This is a genomic window from Virgibacillus subterraneus, assembly GCF_900110695.1.
Classification (GTDB): Bacteria; Bacillota; Bacilli; order Bacillales; family Amphibacillaceae; genus Lentibacillus; species Lentibacillus subterraneus.
Window position 1 is genome coordinate 14,472 of the sequence record NZ_FOEH01000010.1, and the last position, 18,613, is coordinate 33,084.

Genomic DNA, 18,613 nt, shown 5'->3' on the forward strand with positions numbered 1-18,613 from the left:
TTATGGATCAGGAAATTATTATCGGTAAGAACCCTGTAATCGAAGCACTGAACTCCGGACGATCAGTAAATAAGGTATTAGTATCAGAACAACTGAACAAACAATTATTCGGGAAGTTGCAGAAACTTAGCAGAAATGCCGGGACAATAATTCAAAAAGTACCCAAAAAGAAGCTTGACCAACTTGTGGAAGGTTCACATCAGGGGATTGTAGCCTATGTAGCATCCTATCAATATGCAACTTTAGAGGATCTGTTTGATAAAGCAAATGACAAAAATGAAACACCTTTCTTTATTATATTGGATGAGCTGGAAGATCCTCATAATTTAGGGTCTATCTTACGGACTGCTGATGCTACAGGTGTTCACGGGGTAATTATTCCAAAACACAGGTCAGTTGGCCTTACTTCAACCGTGGCAAAAACTGCAGCAGGAGCACTAGAGCATATTCCTGTTGTAAGGGTGACAAATATTGCTAATACCATTGATGAATTAAAGCAACGTTATGTCTGGGTCGTTGGAACAGCCGCCGATGGTACAGAAGATTACCGTGAGCTTGATGGTGACTTATCTGTCGCCATTGTGATTGGTAATGAAGGTAAAGGAATAAGCCGTTTAGTTAAAGATAAGTGTGATTGGACTGTTAGCCTTCCTATGACTGGACATGTTTCCTCCTTAAACGCATCTGTAGCATGCAGTTTGTTACTGTATGAAATATATCGAAAAAGATTTCCGCTTGGTGAATAGACATGTTTGTACTAGTTGTTGACGGTTATAATATCATCGGTGCATGGGAAGAACTCCAGAAACTTAAAGAAAAAGATATTGGACAGGCACGGGACAGATTGATTGAATTGATGGCAGAGTATCAATCGTATTCAGGGTGCCGAGTTATCATCGTATTTGACGCGTACTATGTAAAAGGGATCGAAAGCAAGCATAAATCATACAATGTTGAGGTTATTTACACAAAAGAAAACGAAACTGCCGACGAATGTATTGAAAGGCTTGTTAAAGGATTAAAGAACGTAAAAAATCAAGTGTATGTAGCAACGTCAGACTACGCAGAGCAACGAACTATATTTGGGCGTGGCGCTTTAAGGAAGTCAGCGAGAGAATTATATATTGAATTTAAAGATATTGAAAGAGAAATTGAAAAAGATATAGAAGTACACAAAAAGGTACAACCTAAAATCAGAATCCCATTAAAAAAAGAAGTACATGAAAAATTTGAAAAGTGGAGACGGGGAGACTAATAACACCTCGTTCTCCACTTTTTAATTGTCCAGTATTGGTGTATAGAATATACTAGTGACTAACGTTGAATGAATATTTGCGCTTGTATCGGCAGTTAAGAAAAGTATAAATTTTCCTATCTTCCAAAGTTTTCTAATATTGACGTTAGTGAAGCGCTTACTGTATAATACTTTTAAATTGACTACATTGTAGTCGGGGGGTCATTTTTGGTGAGTGTTAAGCTAGCAGCAGAAAAGAACCAAAGCCTAAAAATGCTGGATGATGATAGTATTATCCTTCTTGTGCATCAAGGGAATAGTCAAGCACTAGATTTTTTAATAAATAAATATATCAATTTTGTACGAGCGAAAGCAAGAACTTATTTCATCATTGGTGCTGACAAAGAGGATATTATTCAAGAAGGCATGATAGGTCTGTATAAGGCAATACGCGACTATGACGGGGACAAGCTATCATCGTTTAAAGCGTTTGCTGAACTTTGTGTGACCCGACAAATTATTACGGCAATTAAAACAGCTACTAGACAAAAGCACATACCACTTAACTCGTATGTATCACTAGATAAACCAATTTATGATGAAGAATCAGACAGGACATTACTGGATGTTGTAGCAGGGTCAAAAGCAATTGACCCACAGGAATTACTCATAAATAGAGAAAAGTTTGGTGATATGGAATATAGATTGTCAGAATTACTTAGCGAGTTAGAAAAAGAAGTGTTGCGTCTATATTTAGATGGACAAACCTATCAGGAGATTTCAGTCGAGTTAAAACGTCACGTGAAATCGATAGATAATGCTTTGCAGCGGGTAAAGCGTAAATTGGAACAGCTGCTGGAATCGAATGAAACCAGCGTATAATAGCCGTTGACACATCTTAGTAACCATGCTACAGTTATATGAGTAAAAAACCCTACAACGGGGTGATAAAATGAATAAAAAAATAACATTAGCGTGTGCAATTTGTTCAAGCAGAAACTATACAACTAGTAAAAATGTATCCACAAAACCTGTACGTATGGAAGTTAGAAAGTATTGCAAAACATGTGGGAAGCATACATTGCACCGTGAGACTAAATAATAGCACTCTTCGGGTAGAGTTTGGGGGTACAAGCATGAATCTTGTTCAATTTTTTAAGAATGTATCTCGGGAAATGAAAAAAGTTAGTTGGCCAAAAGGTCGTGAATTAACTAGTTACACCATAACTGTAATATCAACAGTAGTGTTTGTGGCATTGTTTTTCACAGTAATAGATCTTGGGATTTCCGAAATTTTAAGTTCATTTTTTGAATAATTAAGCTATAATTATGTTATAATGGAATATAATATTTCGATTTAAAAAAACCCGGGGTAAACGGGTTTTTTAATATTGCAGATCTTTTTAGGGAACTTAAAGTTTTTAAGCTAAGGGAGGGAAGGGCAAGTAATTTTGTCCTGCTTAAATGGAAAAAAATTGGTATGCTGTTCATACATATTCCGGGTATGAAAATAAAGTAAAAACAAATTTAGAAAAACGTGTAGAATCAATGGGTATGGAAGATAGAATCTTTCGTGTAATCGTGCCGGAAGATGAAGAAACAGAAATTAAAAACGGTAAGAAAAAAGTTGTCAAAAAGAAATTTTTCCCTGGATATGTTCTGGCGGAGATGGTGATGACTGATGATTCATGGTATGTTGTTAGAAACACACCCGGCGTAACAGGGTTCGTGGGATCAAGTGGACATGGAACGAAACCTACGTCGCTTTTACCTGATGAGGTAGATGCTGTTCTGAAGCGCATGGGGGTAGCCGAACCTGTTATGCAGCTCGACTTTGAAATAAAAGAAAATGTACGAGTTAATGATGGGCCATTCACAAATTTCACAGGAACAATTGAGCATATTGATGTTGATAAGCAAAAGGTTAAGGTACATGTTAATATGTTTGGGCGTGAGACACCAGTTGAACTGGATTTCTCCCAGATTGAAAAATTATAACAGGAATTATTTTACGGCTGTTTTTTGGCAGTTAAGAAAGTATAAATCCTTTCTTACTGCATAAGTGCAACTAAGGCATTCGCCATTAAGGCTTGGCGAATGCCGAGTTTTCTAATCTAATAGAACTAGACCGCGTCGAGAATCACTGCCTATCAACTGAGGAATTTATGCTAAACTACCGGTGAGGAAAAAGCTCGCTTTCCTCGGAAGCAAAAATTGCTTCCTGAGGGATCTTCAGCTGTTGCTTTTCCCGCAGGAGTCTCGTATTTTTCCGCAGCTAGATATTACTATATTATCAAGTGAAAGAAAAGAATCCATAGTAAATGATGGTAGCAGTGATTTATTTGTTATTAAGCAGTCCTACTTCTAATGCGCGATTTCAGCCATTCAGCAAAGGGAGTACACGAAAACTCCCGCGGAAAGCATAGTGTATTTACGAAATGGTATGTTATGTTCATAGCAATAAACTATGAAAAAAGAGCCTGTTTTATAAAAGTGTTTCAACAAAACCTTGCATAATTTTATGATTCATGCTAAAATTCTTTTGTTATTTATGTCCTCGATATTCGGGGAAAATGGCTAATAATGAGTGGGAGGGGAAATTTCCCCAATTACCACATCACGGACTTTAAGGAGGTGTGTCTCGTGGCTAAAAAAGTAATCAAGTTAGTTAAATTACAAATTCCAGCTGGTAAAGCAAACCCAGCACCACCAGTAGGGCCGGCGTTAGGTCAAGCAGGTGTTAATATCATGGGATTCTGTAAAGAATTTAATGCGCGTACGCAAGATGATGCTGGTATGATTATTCCGGTTGAAATTACGGTATTTGAAGACCGTTCATTTACATTTATCACAAAAACTCCGCCTGCTGCTGTATTGTTGAAAAAAGCAGCTGGGATTGAAACTGCTTCAGGTGAACCAAACCGTAATAAAGTTGCTACTGTTAAGCGTGATAAAGTACAAGAAATTGCGGAAACAAAAATGCCTGATTTAAACGCCGCTGACGTAGAAGCAGCGATGCGCATGGTTGAAGGAACTGCACGCAGTATGGGCATTACGATTGAAGACTAATGTCTAACAATCTTTAATAGGTACAGGTTGCGGGAATGGGTCACCATCCATCGCAACCTTTTTGCAAGCTATAAAAGTATTTATACTTTTATAAGTGGGAGGTCTTACCGCTATAACCACAATTGAGGAGGAAACAAAATGGCTAAAAAAAGTAAAAGACTTCAAGAAGTTGCGAAGCTTGTTGATCGTACGAAATCATATGAAGTGCAAGAATCTGTTGCATTGTTAAAAGAAACAGCAAAAGCAAACTTCGATGAAACTGTAGAAGCGGCATTTCGTTTGGGTGTAGACCCTAAGAAAGCTGACCAGCAAATTCGTGGAGCAATGGTATTGCCGCATGGTACTGGTAAAACACAACGTGTACTAGTATTTGCAAAAGGTGATAAAGCAAAAGAAGCTGAAGAAGCTGGCGCAGATTATGTTGGAGAACAGGATTTAATCAATAAAATCAATCAAGGTTGGTTTGAATTCGACGTGATTGTTGCAACTCCTGACATGATGGCCGAAGTTGGTAAACTTGGACGTGTATTAGGACCAAAAGGACTAATGCCTAATCCGAAAACCGGTACAGTAACATTTGAAATTGAAAAAGCTGTTAACGATATTAAAGCTGGTAAAGTGGAATATCGTGTTGATAAGTCAGCTAACATTCATGTTCCAATTGGAAAGATTTCATTCGACAATGAAAAATTAGTTGAAAACTTTGAAGCAATTACAGAAGCACTTGTAAAAGCTAAACCACAAGCTGCTAAAGGTATCTACATGCGTAATGCATCAGTGACATCAACAATGGGACCTGGAATTAAAGTAGACGTCTCAAGTTATGTTCGCGGCTAATTTGTTGTTGACATTCTAACGACAATTAGGTATACTGAATTGCGTTGTAAAAATGAATACGTTGAACCGTAGACAGTAGGTGCGAGCAATCGCTTAATTTCCTGCCGAGGTGTTTAAAAGCAGATTAACTGATCATTATTGATTATAATTTGTCATAAAAGCCTCCATGTCTACATGGAGGCTTTATTAGTCTCGTTTTTCGGTAACGTTAATAGGAGGTGGAACAATGTCCAATAGCAATATTATTGAGCAAAAACAACAAATCGTACAAGAGATTTCTGCTAAATTCCGTGACAGCCAATCTACTTTGTTAGTTGATTATCGTGGTCTTGATGTAGCTGAGGTAACAGAATTACGTAAACAGCTTCGTGAAGCTGATGTTGAATTCAAAGTTTATAAAAACTCAATGGCTCGTCGTGCTGTGGATGCTGTAGAATTAGGAGAGTTATCTGATACATTGGTAGGTCCAACTGCAATTGCATTTAGTAATGAGGATGTAGTGGCACCAGCTAAAATATTGAATAACTTTGCAAAAGATCACAATGCGCTAGAAATTAAAGGCGGCGTAATTGAAGGTCAGGTTGCATCGCTTGAACAAATTAAAGAACTTGCCGATCTGCCAAATTACGAAGGCATGGTATCTATGCTGCTTAGCGTGCTGCAAGCGCCTATACGTAATCTTGCGTATGCAACACAAGCAATCGCAGATCAAAAAGAAGAAGAACAAGGTGCATAAATTGACTTTAGAGCAATATAGCATTCTGGAAATATTAAATTTAAAAAGAAAAATGGAGGAATAAATCATGACTAATGAACAAATCATTGAAGCGGTTAAAGAAATGTCTGTTTTAGAATTAAACGATCTTGTTAAAGCAATTGAAGAAGAATTTGGTGTAAGTGCTGCAGCTCCAGTTGCTGCTGCCGGTGCTGCTGGCGGCGCGGAAGAAGCTGAAGAACAAACTGAATTTGACGTAGTACTTGAAAGTGCTGGAGATTCAAAAATTAAAGTAGTAAAAGCTGTTCGCGAAATCACTGGTCTTGGTCTTAAAGATGCAAAAGACTTAGTAGACAATGCTCCTAAAGCAGTTAAAGAAGCTACTTCTAAAGAAGACGCTGAAGAAATCAAAGGCAAACTAGAAGAAGTTGGAGCAGCAGTAGAAGTTAAGTAATTATAGTTTTAATAGCAGTTAAGAATGCTGCATAAGTTGAACTCGGCTTAGAGATAAGCTAAGTTTTCTAAAAAGAGCTCGTCGGGATCCACGACGGGCTCTCTATATATTTATTTCTTCATATATTACACACGAAGTAGGTGCCCTAATGTCAGAGCATTACTTTTCGCAAAATCCTCAATCTAAAAGTTCACCCAAGAAATGGATTTACCAATTACGAGGCAAGGTTTACACATTTGAAAGTGATTATGGTGTTTTTTCAAAAAATGAAGTGGATTATGGTTCACGTTTACTAATAGAACAATTCAGGCCGCCTTCGATTACAGGCGAATTTCTGGATTTGGGTTGTGGTTACGGTCCGATTGGAATTACGTTGGCGGATTGTTATCAAGATCGAAACATAATCTTGACAGATATTAACGAACGCGCTATCAACCTTGCCCAACAAAATGCTGACCACAATAATGTAGTAAATGTTGAATTTGTGCAAAGTGATCGTTTGAGCAATCTAACAAATCGGTCGTTTGCTGCTATACTGACAAATCCGCCGATTAGAGCAGGAAAAAAAGTGGTTCACCAAATGTTTGAAGATAGCAAGAATGCTCTATTGCAGCATGGTCAATTGTGGGTGGTTATTCAAAAGAAGCAAGGCGCACCTTCAGCAAAGGAAAAATTAAGTGATTTATTTGGGAATGTTGAAGTTGTTGTACGCAGTAAAGGATATTTTATATTGAGAGCTACAAATGATTGACCTTAGTTTTTACATGTGATAGTATAGTAAAATGCTAACATGGGACTTCCTTTGTCAAGGGGAAATTCTGTGAGAAATGAAACGTATAATTCATCGGTAATCGGAGACACTGTTAAAATCCCAAAAAATAAACACAAAGGTTTTTATAAAAGCCTTTTTTCGCATTTAAGAAAGTATAATACTTTCTTATTGCATAAGTCTACCGAGGCTTTCGTTATTAGGGCTTGCATTCCAAAGTATAAGGGGTTTCTAAAAAAGCGAAAGATGCTTTCAAAAAGACCTTTTACGATGAGTCGGGTTTTCTAATATTTTAATTATATCATATTGAAAAGTGATAATTACTGGTGAATGAAAAATATGTGCTTGTATAACTCCGAATTACAAGTTTGTTCAGCATGTTTTTCGAACAGTAGCACTTGTGCTATTGTTGTTTCGTATCAACACACAAATAGGATTCAAAAAACAACTGATTTAATCTACATTATATCAGTTCGTTTTTGCTAAATATTATTAGTCATTTTTCTAAAGAGCGTATTTACGCTTTAATAGTTTATGAAAAATGCTTGATTTGAGGGGTGAAGTTGTTGACAGGTCAACTAGTTCAGTATGGACGGCACCGCCAACGCAGGAGTTATGCGCGTATTAGCGAGGTGTTAGAATTACCAAATCTAATCGAGATTCAAACCGCTTCTTACCAGTGGTTTTTAGAAGAAGGTTTGAGAGAAATGTTCAAGGATATTTCTCCTATTGAAGATTTTACAGGCAACCTTTCGCTAGAATTTGTTGATTATAGTCTCGGGGAACCGAAATACCCTGTAGACGAATCAAAAGATCGAGATGTCACGTACAATGCTCCACTTCGCGTGAAGGTTCGTTTAATCAATAATGAGACCGGTGAAGTGAAAGAGCAAGAAGTATTTATGGGTGATTTTCCACTCATGACAGACACGGGTACATTTATCATTAATGGGGCTGAGCGTGTCATCGTTTCTCAGCTTGTACGTTCACCTAGTGTTTATTATAATGAGAAATTCGACAAAAATGGAAAACGCGGTGTTACAGCAACGGTTATTCCGAATCGTGGTGCATGGCTGGAATTTGAAACAGATGCCAAAGATGTCGCATACGTAAGAATTGATCGCACACGTAAATTGCCAATCACGGTACTTTTACGTGCACTTGGTTTTGGTTCTGATCAGGAAATAATCGATGTACTAGGTGAAAGCGAGTACCTTAAGAATACATTAGAAAAAGATAATACAGAAACAACAGATAAAGCGTTATTAGAAATTTATGAACGTCTACGTCCTGGTGAACCACCAACAGTAGATAACGCAAAAAGTTTATTGGTTTCACGTTTCTTTGATCCGAAGCGTTACGACCTTGCCCATGTAGGTCGTTACAAAATGAATAAAAAGCTGGACATTAAAAATCGCCTGTTTAATCAAGTGCTAGCTGAACCAGTTGTCGATCCGGAAACTGGGGAAGTCTTAGCGCAAAAAGGTGATAAATTAGAGCGTAAACTACTTGATAAGATAATTCCTTATTTGGAAAATGAGGAGAATAAACTCGGCGCAAAAAGTGTTGAACTACAAGAGGGAGTTCTTGAGGATCCGATACTTGTACAATCAATTAAAATAATAGACCCTACTGACCCAAGTGGTGAAAGAGAATTAGATGTTATTGGTAATGCCGGTGTGGACAGAAACGTTAAAAACATAATGCCTGCTGACATTTTATCGGCGGTTAACTATTTCTTTAATCTACTTCACCGTGTTGGAGGCACAGATGACATAGATCATCTGGGTAACCGCAGACTTCGTTCTGTTGGGGAATTATTACAAAACCAATTCCGTATCGGTCTATCTCGTATGGAACGTGTTGTGCGTGAAAGAATGTCGATTCAGGACACGTCTAGTATTACACCGCAACAATTAATTAATATTCGACCTGTGATTGCGTCAATCAAGGAATTTTTCGGGAGTTCACAGCTATCACAGTTTATGGACCAAACAAATCCATTAGCAGAGTTAACACATAAGCGTCGTTTGTCTGCCCTGGGACCAGGTGGTTTGACCCGTGAGCGCGCAGGATTCGAAGTTCGTGACGTTCACTATTCTCACTACGGCCGTATGTGTCCAATTGAGACACCAGAAGGACCAAACATCGGTTTAATAAACTCGTTGTCCAGTTATGCAAAGGTTAATGAATTTGGCTTTATTGAAACGCCGTATCGTCGAGTTGACCCTGAAACAGGTAAAGTAACAGCACGAATTGATTACCTAACGGCGGATGAAGAAGATAACTACGTTGTAGCTCAGGCGAACGCTCGTTTAAACGAAGATGGCAGTTTTACAGACGATGAAGTAATTGCACGTTTCCGCGGTGAAAATACAGCTGTACCGCGTGAACAGCTTGATTACATGGATGTATCTCCTAAACAAGTTGTCTCGGCTGCGACTGCATGTATTCCGTTTTTAGAAAACGATGACTCTAACCGTGCATTAATGGGAGCTAACATGCAGCGTCAAGCAGTACCGTTGTTGCAACCTGAAGCACCAGTTGTTGGAACAGGTATGGAATATGTTTCCGGTAAAGACTCGGGTGCAGCGATTATTTGTGTTAACGATGGTATTGTCGAACGTGTAGAAGCAAAAGAAGTTCACATTCGTCGTGTTTCTGAAGTGGACGGAAAAGAAGTAAAAGGTGATTTAGACCGTTATCGTTTGCAAAAATACATTCGTTCCAACCAAGGAAGTTGTTATAACCAACGTCCTATCGTAAGCCAAGGAGATCGTGTTACAAAAGGCGAAATTCTTGCGGATGGTCCATCCATGGAAGATGGGGAGCTGGCATTAGGCCGAAATGTCCTTACCGGCTTCATGACTTGGGAAGGTTACAACTACGAAGATGCAATCATCATGAGTGAACGACTTGTAAAGGATGACGTTTATACTTCTATTCATATAGAGGAATACGAATCTGAAGCTCGTGATACGAAACTCGGGCCAGAAGAAATTACCAGAGATATTCCGAATGTTGGCGAGGATGCCTTAAAAGACCTAAATGAAGAAGGAATTATTCGTGTAGGTGCTGAAGTCTCGGATGGAGATATCTTAGTTGGAAAGGTAACACCTAAAGGGGTAACCGAACTATCCGCTGAAGAACGTTTGCTACATGCAATCTTTGGTGAAAAAGCACGTGAAGTTCGTGACACATCACTACGAGTGCCACATGGTGCTGGCGGAATTGTTTTGGATGTTAAAATCTTTAATCGTGAAGATGGCGATGAACTGCCACCAGGTGTTAATCAGCTTGTTCGAGCATATATCGTTCAGAAACGTAAGATATCTGAAGGTGACAAAATGGCCGGACGACATGGTAACAAAGGTGTTATTTCCAAAATACTACCTGAAGAAGACATGCCGTTCTTACCAGACGGGACACCAATCGATATCATGCTTAATCCATTGGGTGTACCATCACGTATGAATATCGGACAGGTGTTTGAAATGCACTTAGGTATGGCCGCACGTCAACTTGGTATTCATGTGGCAACACCGGTATTTGATGGTGCCTCAGAGCAAGATGTTTGGGATACATTGGAAGAAGCGGGTATGCCAAAAGACGCCAAGACCGTATTATATGATGGAAGAACGGGAGAGCCGTTTGACAACCGTATATCAGTTGGTGTCATGTACATGATTAAACTTGCGCACATGGTTGATGACAAGTTGCACGCTCGTTCAACAGGACCGTATTCACTTGTAACACAGCAACCACTAGGCGGAAAAGCGCAATTTGGTGGACAGCGTTTCGGTGAGATGGAAGTTTGGGCACTTGAAGCATACGGTGCCGCATATACACTTCAGGAAATATTGACGGTTAAATCTGATGATATTGTCGGTCGCGTAAAAACGTATGAATCAATTGTTAAAGGCGACAATGTTGCCGAACCAGGAGTGCCAGAATCCTTTAAAGTCCTTATTAAGGAATTACAAAGTCTTGGCATGGACGTTAAGATGCTCGCAAGTGATGAGTCAGAAATAGAAATGCGTGATCTTGAAGAAGAAGAAACGCAAGCAGCAAGCAAACTGAACTTAGAAGTAGAAGGCAACTAAAAATAACGGAGTGTTGACTCAATACTGGGTCAGCACCTCCATCTATATAATTCTAAGTAATTGGTAAAATCGGACACTAAAAGGGAGGTAGGCCCCTTGCTAGATGTAAATAACTTTGAGTATATGAAAATAGGTTTAGCTTCATCAGAAAAAATTCGCTCTTGGTCATACGGCGAGGTCAAAAAACCAGAAACGATTAACTACCGCACACTAAAGCCAGAGAAAGACGGATTATTTTGTGAACGTATTTTCGGTCCACAAAAGGACTGGGAATGTCATTGCGGAAAATATAAGCGTGTACGGTATAAAGGTGTCGTTTGTGATCGATGTGGTGTAGAAGTTACCAAAGCTAAAGTACGTCGTGAGCGTATGGGTCATATTGAATTAGCTGCACCAGTATCACATATTTGGTATTTTAAAGGGATTCCAAGTCGAATGGGTCTTGTATTAGATATGTCCCCACGTGCGTTAGAAGAAGTGATTTATTTTGCTGCATATATCGTTACAGAGTCAGGTGATACACCATTAGAGAAGAAACAACTTCTATCAGAAAAAGAGTATCGGGCATATTATGACAAGTATGGCAAAACTTTCAAAGCACAAATGGGAGCCGAAGCAATACGCAAGCTTTTACAGGATATCGATCTTGAAAAAGAAGTTGAAGCATTGCAAGAGGAGTTAAAAACAGCGCAAGGACAACGCAGAACTCGTGCAATCAAACGTTTAGATGTTTTAGAGGCATTTCGCCATTCAGGTAATGACACGTCATGGATGGTCCTTGATGTACTTCCAATTATTCCACCAGAAATTCGTCCAATGGTGCAACTTGATGGAGGACGTTTTGCGACTTCGGATCTGAACGATTTATATCGTCGTGTTATTAACCGTAATAATCGATTGAAACGTTTATTGGATCTTGGTGCACCAAGTATTATTGTGCAAAACGAGAAACGTATGTTACAGGAAGCTGTTGACGCATTGGTTGATAACGGGCGTCGTGGCCGTCCAGTTACAGGTCCGGGAAACAGACCATTAAAATCCTTATCTCATATGTTAAAAGGTAAACAAGGTCGTTTCCGCCAGAACTTACTTGGTAAACGTGTAGACTACTCAGGGCGTTCGGTAATTGTTGTTGGCCCAAGTCTTAAAATGTACCAGTGCGGGTTACCGAAAGAAATGGCGCTTGAGTTATTTAAGCCATTTATCATGAAAGAACTCGTTGAAAGAGGTATAGCTCATAATATTAAATCGGCAAAACGAAAAATTGAACGGGTGCATCCAGATGTTTGGGATGTATTAGAAGATGTTATTAAAGAACATCCTGTACTGCTTAACCGTGCTCCAACGCTGCACCGTTTGGGTATTCAGGCATTCGAACCAACATTAGTAGAGGGTCGGGCAATTCGCCTTCACCCATTAGTATGTACAGCTTATAACGCTGACTTTGATGGTGACCAAATGGCGGTCCACGTGCCACTTTCGGCAGAGGCTCAAGCGGAAGCACGTATTCTAATGCTTGCTGCTCAAAACATCCTAAATCCAAAAGATGGTAAACCGGTTGTAACGCCATCACAGGATATGGTGTTAGGTAACTATTATGTGACACTTGAACGCGAGAATGCAATTGGAGAAGGCAGCGTATTTAAAGATCTTAATGAGGCGCTGATAGCTTATCAAAATGGTTATGTTCATTTACACACGAGAGTTGCCGTGCAGGCATCCAGTTTGAACAAGAGATCATTCACTGATGAACAGCAGACTCAATTGTTAATTACGACAGTAGGTAAGCTCATCTTTAATGAGATATTACCTGAATCATTCCCGTATATTAATGAACCTACAAATGATAATCTGGAAATTAAAACTCCAGAGAAGTATTTTGTTAAAAAAGGAACAGATATTAGGGAAGAGATTAAATCACGTGAGATTATTCCTCCATTTAAGAAAGGTATACTTGGAGATATAATTGCTGAAGTGTTTAAACGGTTTAAGATTAGTGAAACATCTAAAATGCTTGACAGAATGAAAGACCTTGGATTCAGCTATTCAACAAAAGCAGGAATGACTGTTGGTGTATCCGACATCGTTGTTTTAGCCGAAAAACAAAAGATTATCGAAGAATCACAATCTAAGGTTGATAACGTGTCAAAACAGTTCCGACGCGGCTTAATTACCGATGAAGAACGTTATGACCGAGTTATTGCAATCTGGTCTAAATCAAAAGACGATATTCAAGAACGTTTAATGCAATCACTTAACCCAAGAAACCCGATATTTATGATGAGTGATTCAGGTGCAAGAGGTAACGCATCTAACTTTACACAGCTTGCAGGTATGCGTGGTCTGATGGCCAACCCGGCTGGTAAAATTATTGAATTACCGATCAAATCAAGCTTCCGTGAAGGTTTAACGGTGTTAGAATACTTTATTTCTACACACGGTGCTCGTAAAGGTCTTGCCGATACTGCACTGAAAACAGCCGACTCTGGTTACTTAACCCGTCGTCTCGTCGATGTAGCACAGGATGTAATAATTCGTGAAGACGATTGTGGTACAGATCGTGGTTTACCTGTTTCAGCGTTAACGGATGGAACAGAATTGATCGAACCACTGTTGGATCGGTTAATCGGACGTACAGCGTTTGAAAAGGTTAGCCATCCTGAAACAGGTGAAGTAATAGTAGATATCAATGAAGTTATCTCAGAGGATCAAGCAAAACAAATTATTGAAGCAGGACATGAGCAAGTTACCATAAGAACTGCTTTCACATGTAATACAAAACATGGCGTTTGTAAGAAATGCTATGGCCGAAACCTAGCAACGGGTGATGAGGTAGAAGTTGGTGAAGCGGTAGGTATTATCGCTGCACAATCTATCGGTGAACCAGGTACACAGCTTACAATGCGTACATTCCACACAGGTGGGGTTGCAGGAGACGATATTACACAAGGTTTACCACGTATTCAGGAGCTGGTTGAGGCGCGTAACCCTAAAGGGCAAGCAGTTATCAGCGAAGTTCATGGTACAGTCTATGAAATAAAAGAAGTAAAAGATAAGCAGGAAATTGTTGTTCAAGGTGATGTAGAACAGCGCTCTTATCCTGTTCCGTACAATGCACGCATGAAAGTTACTGTTGGCGATGAAGTATCCGCTGGTCAAGAGCTTACCGAGGGTTCTGTTGATCCAAAAGAACTTCTTCGTGCACAAGGCGTACAAGGAGTTCAATCATACTTGTTACGTGAAGTACAGCGTGTTTATCGCATGCAAGGTGTTGAAATCGGGGATAAACACGTAGAAGTAATGGTTCGCCAAATGCTTCGTAAAATTCGTGTTGTTGAATCCGGAGATACAAATGTACTCCCTGGATCATTACTCGAAATACACCAATTCAAAGATGCAAACAACGCAGTATTACAGGAAGGAAAACGACCAGCTGTCGGTAAACCTGTATTACTGGGGATCACAAAAGCATCACTGGAGACTGATTCATTCTTATCAGCTGCATCCTTCCAGGAAACAACTCGTGTGTTAACGGATGCTGCCATTAAGGGTAAACGCGACGAACTGTTAGGTCTTAAAGAGAATGTAATCATCGGTAAACTGGTCCCTGCTGGAACTGGAATGCAACGTTACCGTAAGCTCAAATCATCTTTAGATCAAACGAGTGAAAAAGAGGAAGAACAAGAAGAAACAGAGACGGTAAAGTAACCATTTAACTTGGCTTTCGTCGTCGTGACTCTTGAGAGTCCTAGTTGAACTTATGCAGGAAGGAAAGTTCTATAATTTTCTTCCTGCCAAAAACAAGTGACTAAATTTCGGAAACACTAATAAAATAGTAAAATTTCAGTTGACATTAAAAAACGAGAATGATACTATGTTTAAGGTGTTTCCGATTGTACTTGTTACTTTGGAGGATATGCTGATGTCTTATGAAAAAGTAACTCAGGTTCAAACACAGCTGATAATCGGAACGAAGCAAACACTTAAAGCTATGAAAAATGGCGAGGTAAGTGAAGTTTTTATTGCTGATGATGCAGACCAACAAATCACACAAAAGGTAGAGCGTTTAGCTAATGAGCTGGATATGCCTTGTCACCGTGTTGATTCGATGGAACGACTAGGCGCTGCTTGCGGCATAGACGTTGGTGCATCGACAGTAGCAGTAAAACAATAGAGGTTTTGGCGGATTTTTTCGCGAAGGCTTTGTTTTTTGCTAAAGGATGAACCACCTGGATATGTGGGATTACAAATAACCAAAAATTGGGTGGCAACTGGGTTAAATTAAGCTTATAAACAAGAAGGGAGGATAACAATTATGCCTACAATAAATCAACTTGTACGTAAAGGTCGTGTGAACAAACCAAGAAAATCTGACTCTCCTGCACTAAATAGAGGGTACAACAGCTTCAAGAAAAGAGCTACGGATGAAAATTCACCACACAAACGTGGCGTTTGTACACGAGTTGGTACATTAACACCGAAAAAACCGAACTCTGCACTTCGTAAGTATGCACGTGTTCGTTTGTCAAATAACATGGAGGTAACTGCATATATTCCTGGAATTGGACACAATCTACAGGAGCACAGTGTAGTATTGATCCGTGGCGGTCGTGTTAAAGATTTACCGGGTGTTCGTTACCACATTGTACGTGGAGCACTTGATACCGCTGGTGTAGAAGGCCGTGCACAAGGCCGTTCTAAATATGGTGCAAAAAAACCTAAAAAGAAATAATTTTATAATATAGTTCTAGGAAAGGAGGGGGACATATGCCACGTAAAGGACCAGTACCTAAACGCGATGTCTTGCCAGATCCGCTTTATAATTCAAAGCTAGTTACACGTTTAATCAATCAAATCATGATAGACGGTAAAAGAGGTAAAGCACAAAAAATTCTTTATAATGCGTTTGAACTTGTCGCAGAAAGAAGTGGACAAAACGCAATGGAAGTTTTTGAACAAGCAATGAAAAATGTAATGCCAGTACTTGAGGTTCGAGCACGTCGTGTTGGTGGTTCAAACTACCAAGTACCGATGGAAGTACGCCCAGAACGCCGTCAAGCACTAGGTTTACGTTATGTTGTTAATTACTCACGTCTTCGCGGAGAAAAAACAATGGAAGAGCGACTTGCCAATGAAATTCTTGACGCTTCCAACAACACAGGATCATCAGTTAAAAAACGCGAAGAATTGCATAAGATGGCTGAAGCCAATAAAGCATTTGCTCACTATCGCTGGTAATAAAACAAAATAAAGATTTTTACAGGAAGGAGAAGAATACATGGCTAGAGAGTTCTCCTTGGAAAAGACGCGTAATCTTGGTATTATGGCACACATTGATGCAGGTAAGACCACTACTACTGAGCGTATTCTTTTCTATACAGGACGTATTCATAAAATTGGCGAAACTCATGAAGGCGCTTCTCAGATGGACTGGATGGAGCAGGAGCAAGAGCGCGGTATCACAATTACATCCGCAGCAACTACTGCTCAATGGAAAGGTTATCGTATAAACATCATTGATACACCAGGACACGTAGACTTCACAGTAGAAGTTGAACGTTCATTGCGTGTACTTGATGGGGCGGTAACTGTTCTTGACGCGCAATCAGGTGTGGAACCACAAACCGAAACTGTATGGCGCCAGGCAACAACTTATGGTGTACCTAGAGTGGTATTTATTAACAAGATGGATAAAGTGGGAGCAGATTTCCTTTATTCCACAGAGACATTAAAAAAACGTTTAGGTGCTAACGCTCATCCAGTTCAATTACCAATTGGAGCTGAGGATGATTTTGAAGGTATTATTGACCTCATCACAATGGATGCTTACTATTATCTAGATGATCTGGGAACACGTGCAGAAGCGCGCGAGATTCCAGCAGAATATAAAGAAAAAGCAGAAGAGCTGCGTGCTAGCTTAGTAGAAGCTGTTTCCGAGTTAGACGAAGAGCTAATGATGAAGTATCTAGAAGGAGAGGAAATCTCCAACGACGAACTTAAAAAAGCGATTCGTACAGCAACACTAAATATTGAATTTTACCCTGTATTTGTTGGGTCAGCTTTCAAAAACAAAGGTGTTCAACTAATGTTGGATGGTGTAATTGATTATTTGCCAGCACCAACTGATGTTCCACCAATAGAAGGTAAGATCCCTGGTACGGAAGAGGAAGTAGTTCGTGAGTCATCTGATGACGCGCCTTTCTCTGCACTAGCATTTAAAGTGGCGACAGACCCATACGTTGGTAAGTTAACATTCTTCCGCGTATATTCTGGAACATTATCTTCTGGTTCTTATGTTAAGAACTCAGTAAAGGATAAGCGTGAGCGTGTAGGACGTATCCTGCAAATGCACGCAAATTCCCGTGAAGAAATCTCAACTGTATATGCAGGAGAGATAGCTGCCGGAGTTGGTTTGAAAGATACATCAACAGGGGATACACTTTGTGCTGAGAAGGATCTTGTAATCTTGGAATCAATGGACTTCCCTGAACCGGTTATCGGTGTTGCAATTGAACCTAAAACAAAAGCTGACCAGGATAAAATGGCAATTGCTTTAGGTAAACTTGCAGAAGAGGATCCTACATTCAGAACAGAAACAGACGTAGAAACTGGTCAAACAATTATTTCTGGTATGGGTGAATTACACCTTGATATTATCGTTGACCGTCTAAAAAGAGAATTTAAAGTAGAAGCAACTGTTGGTGCACCACAGGTAGCGTACCGTGAGACATTCCGCGGATCAGCTGAAGTTGAAGGTAAATTCGTACGTCAGTCTGGTGGTCGTGGACAATACGGACACGTTTGGGTTAAATTTGAACCTAACGAAGAAGGTGCAGGCTTTGAATTCACTAATAAAATCGTTGGTGGTGTTGTACCACGTGAATACATTCCATCTGTTGAACAAGGTATTAAAGAATCAACAGCAAATGGTGTATTAGCTGGCTACCCATTAATTGATATTAAAGCAACACTTTATGATGGAAGTTATCATGATGTAGACTCAAACGAAATGGCATTTAAGATAGCTGGTTCAATGGCCTTAAAGGCTGCTAAAAACAAATGTCAGCCTGTTCTTTTAGAGCCTATGATGAAAGTTGAAATCGTAATCCCTGAAGAATACATGGGAGATATCATGGGTGATGTTACTTCACGTCGTGGACGTGTAGAAGGAATGGAACCACGCGGGCCGGCACAACTTGTTAAATCATTTGTACCACTTGCAGAAATGTTCGGTTATGCAACTGCATTACGTTCAAACACGCAAGGCCGCGGGACATTTACAATGCACTTTGATCATTATGAACAAGTGCCGAAAAGTATTTCAGAAGAAATTGTCAAGAAAAATGCAGGCGAATAATTGATTTTTTTCTAAATCTGAAGTATAACTTTTATTGAAGGCTAAGAAATAACATAATTGTTATTTCTTGGCTGA

General features: G+C 39.6%; 17 protein-coding genes and 1 other annotated feature. All 17 genes read left to right on the plus strand.

Going from position 1 to position 18,613, the window contains the following annotated elements; all coding sequences use genetic code 11:
- Positions 1–2: 2 nt before the first annotated feature.
- Positions 3–746 carry a 23S rRNA (guanosine(2251)-2'-O)-methyltransferase RlmB gene (rlmB, locus tag BMY13_RS18325; protein WP_092506397.1) on the plus strand — a complete coding sequence of 248 codons (744 nt, stop codon included), beginning with the start codon at positions 3–5 and terminating at the stop codon, positions 744–746.
- Positions 747–748: 2 nt separating this feature from the next.
- Positions 749–1,255 carry an NYN domain-containing protein gene (locus tag BMY13_RS18330; RefSeq protein ID WP_092494531.1) on the plus strand — a complete coding sequence of 169 codons (507 nt, stop codon included), beginning with the start codon at positions 749–751 and terminating at the stop codon, positions 1,253–1,255.
- A 210-nt stretch (positions 1,256–1,465) separates the two neighbouring features.
- Positions 1,466–2,116 carry an RNA polymerase sporulation sigma factor SigH gene (sigH, locus tag BMY13_RS18335; RefSeq protein ID WP_092494530.1) on the plus strand — a complete coding sequence of 217 codons (651 nt, stop codon included), beginning with the start codon at positions 1,466–1,468 and terminating at the stop codon, positions 2,114–2,116.
- 70 nt (positions 2,117–2,186) lie between these two features.
- Entirely contained in the window at positions 2,187–2,336 is a 150-nt protein-coding gene (gene rpmG, locus BMY13_RS18340; RefSeq protein WP_092494529.1) for a 50S ribosomal protein L33, read from the plus strand.
- A gap of 34 nt (positions 2,337–2,370) precedes the next feature.
- A complete protein-coding gene (secE, locus tag BMY13_RS18345) occupies positions 2,371–2,550 on the plus strand; it encodes a preprotein translocase subunit SecE (protein ID WP_092494528.1) in 180 nt (59 codons plus the stop codon).
- Between the two features lie 148 nt (positions 2,551–2,698).
- Entirely contained in the window at positions 2,699–3,232 is a 534-nt protein-coding gene (nusG, locus tag BMY13_RS18350; protein ID WP_092494527.1) for a transcription termination/antitermination protein NusG, read from the plus strand.
- A 645-nt stretch (positions 3,233–3,877) separates the two neighbouring features.
- Complete coding sequence (gene rplK / locus BMY13_RS18355) at positions 3,878–4,303, plus strand: 50S ribosomal protein L11 (protein ID WP_139180819.1); 426 nt, start codon at positions 3,878–3,880, stop codon at positions 4,301–4,303.
- A 138-nt stretch (positions 4,304–4,441) separates the two neighbouring features.
- Positions 4,442–5,140 (plus strand): 50S ribosomal protein L1, encoded by a 699-nt coding sequence (gene rplA / locus BMY13_RS18360; protein ID WP_092506399.1) that lies wholly within the window; start codon positions 4,442–4,444, stop codon positions 5,138–5,140.
- Between the two features lie 48 nt (positions 5,141–5,188).
- Positions 5,189–5,337: a sequence feature (ribosomal protein L10 leader region), on the plus strand.
- A 29-nt stretch (positions 5,338–5,366) separates the two neighbouring features.
- On the plus strand, positions 5,367–5,876 hold the full coding sequence (gene rplJ, locus BMY13_RS18365) for a 50S ribosomal protein L10 (protein ID WP_092494525.1): 510 nt from the start codon (positions 5,367–5,369) through the stop codon (positions 5,874–5,876).
- Between the two features lie 67 nt (positions 5,877–5,943).
- Positions 5,944–6,309 carry a 50S ribosomal protein L7/L12 gene (rplL, locus tag BMY13_RS18370; protein ID WP_092494524.1) on the plus strand — a complete coding sequence of 122 codons (366 nt, stop codon included), beginning with the start codon at positions 5,944–5,946 and terminating at the stop codon, positions 6,307–6,309.
- 148 nt (positions 6,310–6,457) lie between these two features.
- Positions 6,458–7,060 (plus strand): class I SAM-dependent methyltransferase, encoded by a 603-nt coding sequence (locus BMY13_RS18375; protein WP_092506401.1) that lies wholly within the window; start codon positions 6,458–6,460, stop codon positions 7,058–7,060.
- Between the two features lie 584 nt (positions 7,061–7,644).
- Positions 7,645–11,181, plus strand: a complete 3,537-nt coding sequence (rpoB, locus tag BMY13_RS18385; protein ID WP_092494521.1) for a DNA-directed RNA polymerase subunit beta — start codon at positions 7,645–7,647, stop codon at positions 11,179–11,181.
- A gap of 96 nt (positions 11,182–11,277) precedes the next feature.
- Complete coding sequence (gene rpoC / locus BMY13_RS18390) at positions 11,278–14,889, plus strand: DNA-directed RNA polymerase subunit beta' (protein WP_092494520.1); 3,612 nt, start codon at positions 11,278–11,280, stop codon at positions 14,887–14,889.
- A gap of 214 nt (positions 14,890–15,103) precedes the next feature.
- The gene (locus BMY13_RS18395; protein WP_092494519.1) at positions 15,104–15,355 is read left to right on the plus strand and encodes a 50S ribosomal protein L7ae-like protein; all 252 of its coding nucleotides are present in this window, start codon (positions 15,104–15,106) and stop codon (positions 15,353–15,355) included.
- Between the two features lie 141 nt (positions 15,356–15,496).
- A complete protein-coding gene (gene rpsL / locus BMY13_RS18400) occupies positions 15,497–15,913 on the plus strand; it encodes a 30S ribosomal protein S12 (RefSeq protein WP_092494518.1) in 417 nt (138 codons plus the stop codon).
- A gap of 35 nt (positions 15,914–15,948) precedes the next feature.
- The gene (gene rpsG, locus BMY13_RS18405) at positions 15,949–16,419 is read left to right on the plus strand and encodes a 30S ribosomal protein S7 (protein ID WP_092494517.1); all 471 of its coding nucleotides are present in this window, start codon (positions 15,949–15,951) and stop codon (positions 16,417–16,419) included.
- 40 nt (positions 16,420–16,459) lie between these two features.
- Positions 16,460–18,538, plus strand: coding sequence for an elongation factor G (fusA, locus tag BMY13_RS18410; RefSeq protein ID WP_092494516.1), 2,079 nt, complete (start codon positions 16,460–16,462; stop codon positions 18,536–18,538).
- The last annotated feature ends 75 nt before the right edge of the window (positions 18,539–18,613 follow it).